Genomic DNA, 2,619 nt, shown 5'->3' on the forward strand with positions numbered 1-2,619 from the left:
GGGGGCCCGGCCGGGCGGGCCGGCCCCCGCCGACTGGTCAAGCCCCGCCGACTGCTCAGGACTCTTCGAAGTAGGCGTCCAGGACGGCGTCCAGCTCCGCTTCCCAGGTCTTGAGGCTGCTCCTGGCCGGCGCGTCGACCTCGGCGTCGAACCAGCGGCGCGTCGTCATATACACGGTGACGGTGAATCGGCGGCCGAAGCGGGCGGGCTTGATCTCGACCGCGCCGATCTCGTCCCACCGGAAGTCGGCTTCCTGGTCGTCGAGCCGGAACCGGATGCCCTCGCGTCCCGCCCGGATCGAACCGCGGCGGTCCTCGACCTCGAAGACAGGTCCGTCCACCTCCTCTTGGGCGTCGCCCGAGGCGGTCGGGTCTTCGGTCGGGGCTTCGGTCGCGTCCTCGGTCACGGAGTCCGCTGATGCCTCGGAGTCCGAAGAGTCGGCGGAGTCCGAGGAGTCCGCGGGGCCGCCGTCGGGCAGGGCGTCCTGGGCGGTGGACTCCTTCTGAGGGGCGTCGCCCTGCGGGGCCGTCTCCTCGGACGCCTGGTCTTCCGTCTGCTCCGAGGCGCCGTCCTGCGGCTTCGCAGGGCCGACTGGGCCCGTGAGGCCCGGAATGTAGGCGGGGTCAGTCCCCACGGCGTGCTCGAGCCGGATGCTGGTGTCTATGCGCTGCTCCACGGCGGTCAGTCTGAACGATGAAGCTGTGCAACACCAATGATCCTCTGCCAGGCGCCGCGAACTCGCCCCTTTCGGCGTGGTCTGCCAGGTCGCCCCGCGGCCTCACACCGCTCCGTCGGCCACGGGGTAGGGCACGAAGGTGCTGCTCTTCTCGTCGATGGCGAGCGGCCTGCCGAGCGGGGGCACCGCGCGCTGCGGGCAGTCGAGGCGCTCGCAGATGCGGCAGCCCATGCCGATGGGCGTGGCCGCGCCCGCGTTGTCGAGGTCGAGCCCGTCGGAGTAGACGAGGCGGGAGGCGTGGCGGATCTCGCAGCCGAGCCCGATGGCGAAGGTCTTGCCGGGCTCGCCCCAGCCGCCGCGGTGCCGGGTGACGGCGCGCGCGGTCCACAGATAGCGCTGCCCGTCGGGCATCGCCGCGATCTGGACATGGATGCGGCCGGGGGCGGCGAACGCCTCGTAGACGTTCCACAGCGGGCAGGTGCCGCCCGCGCGGGAGAAGTGGAAGCCGGTCGCCGACTGGCGCTTGGACATGTTGCCGGCCCGGTCGACGCGGACGAACGAGAAGGGGACGCCGCGCAGCCTCGGCCGCTGAAGGGTGCTGAGGCGGTGGCAGACGGTCTCGTAGCCGAGTCCGAAGTGGTCGGTGAGCCTCTCGACGTCGTAGCGGACTTCCTCCGCGGCTGTGTGGAAGGCCTGGTAGGGCAGGATCAGCGCTGCGGCGAAGTAGTTGGCGATGCCGATACGGGCCAGGGACCAGGTGGTGGAGCCCTCGTCGTAGTCCTCCGACGCGAGACGGGAGAGCTCGTCGTCGTACTCGAGCAGGGCGAGCTGGGTGGCCATCCGGAACGCCTGCTGGCCGGGGCGCAGCCGGCTGGACAGGTGCAGGACGCGGGCGGCGGCGTCGTAGCGGTGCAGTTGGTCGGAGTCGGCGGCCAGGCGCACTCCGTGGCGTTCGGCGAGGCGTGCGGACAGGGAGCGGACGACCTCTCCGGGGCGGATGCCGATGGCTCGGGCGAGGTCCTCCGCGGCGAGGTCGGCGTCGTGGAGGTAGTTCTGCCGCCGGTAGAAGAACTCCCGGATCTGCTCGTGGGACGAGCGGGGCGAGGCGGCGTCGTCGTGGCCGCGGCCGTCGGCCGCCTGGGCCAGCCGCTCGGCGAGGGCCTGGTTGCGCCGCCCGAGGTCGAGCAGGACCGAGGCCACGGCGGGCATGCGCGAGGCGAGGTCGGTGAGGTCGGACGGGGAGACGCGGGCTGTGGCGACCTCGTTCGCCAGCGCCTCTCGCAGGTCGGCGACGAGCCGTGTGGTGTCGCGCTCGGAGAAGAACCCCGGGTCGACGCCGAACGCCTCGGTGAGCCGCAGCAGCACCGGCACGGTCAGGGGGCGGGAGTCGTGCTCCATCTGGTTCAGATAGCTCGGCGATATATCGAGAGCCCGGGCCAGATCGGCCTGGCTCATGCGTCGCTCCTCGCGCAGCCGGCGCAGCCGCGCTCCCGCGTAGGTCTTGCCCACCGCACTCCTCTTCTCGTCGGCGCGGACGCCTCTCCGTACGAGTCGGCGCGCGCCCTCGGCCCGGACCGGCGGCACAGACCGCCGAGGCGGCCTCGCACCCGCTCCGGCCGGTCGCGCGTGGCCGGTCTCGGGGCGAATCCTACGGGGCGATCGGCGCAATCGGGACTTCGCAAAGTTGGCAGATTGCTTGTGGAAGATTCGCAGAAGTTGACAGGCGTCCCTTCTTGATGGCACTGAGTGCCACTGCGAGAGTCGTAGCGCGGCCCGCCGGTCCCGGCGGCCGGAGCGGTGCAACTGGGCCCGACATCATGCCCTGACGTCGGCGATCCCGGCGGCCCTCGCGCCGGCGGCTCGGCGGCATTGCTCACCCTTCGCAGGGCGCCGGGAGGGCGGGCCGCGCCAGCTGACACGACACTGCGTGTCACGCATTCGCA

General features: G+C 72.1%; 2 protein-coding genes. Both read right to left on the reverse strand.

The features are described from left to right. Positions 1 to 55 precede the first annotated feature (55 nt). Positions 56 to 676, reverse strand: coding sequence for a hypothetical protein (locus tag AB0M39_RS41770; protein WP_365374361.1), 621 nt, complete (start codon positions 674 to 676; stop codon positions 56 to 58). A 102-nt stretch (positions 677 to 778) separates the two neighbouring features. Next, positions 779 to 2,185 (reverse strand): short-chain fatty acyl-CoA regulator family protein, encoded by a 1,407-nt coding sequence (locus AB0M39_RS41775; RefSeq protein WP_365374364.1) that lies wholly within the window; start codon positions 2,183 to 2,185, stop codon positions 779 to 781. Between the last annotated feature and the right edge of the window lie 434 nt (positions 2,186 to 2,619).

The organism is Streptomyces sp. NPDC051907, from assembly GCF_040681075.1.
GTDB lineage: Bacteria > Actinomycetota > Actinomycetes > Streptomycetales > Streptomycetaceae > Streptomyces.